We start from the raw sequence: 255 nt of genomic DNA on the forward strand, positions 1-255 counted from the left end.
TGATCATGTTTTTAACATAATCGGCGTGACCCGGGCAGTCTACGTGCGCGTAGTGACGGTCGTTAGAATCGTATTCAACGTGAGAAGTTGCGATAGTAATACCACGCTCACGCTCTTCTGGTGCATTATCGATACCGTCAAACGCTACCGCTTCACCACCAAATACTTCTGCACATACGCGGGTCAGTGCCGCTGTCAGAGTTGTTTTACCGTGGTCAACGTGGCCGATTGTACCAACGTTAACGTGCGGCTTAC

1 protein-coding gene is annotated in these 255 nt (G+C 50.2%); it reads right to left on the minus strand.

The genetic code is table 11. From position 1 onward, the window contains the following. Window positions 1-255: GTP-binding protein (locus tag JYB63_RS23775; RefSeq protein ID WP_243432139.1), on the minus strand; the 255-nt coding region annotated here is incomplete at both ends.

This window comes from Aliamphritea spongicola (assembly GCF_017051665.1).
Lineage (GTDB): Bacteria > Pseudomonadota > Gammaproteobacteria > Pseudomonadales > Balneatricaceae > Amphritea > Amphritea spongicola.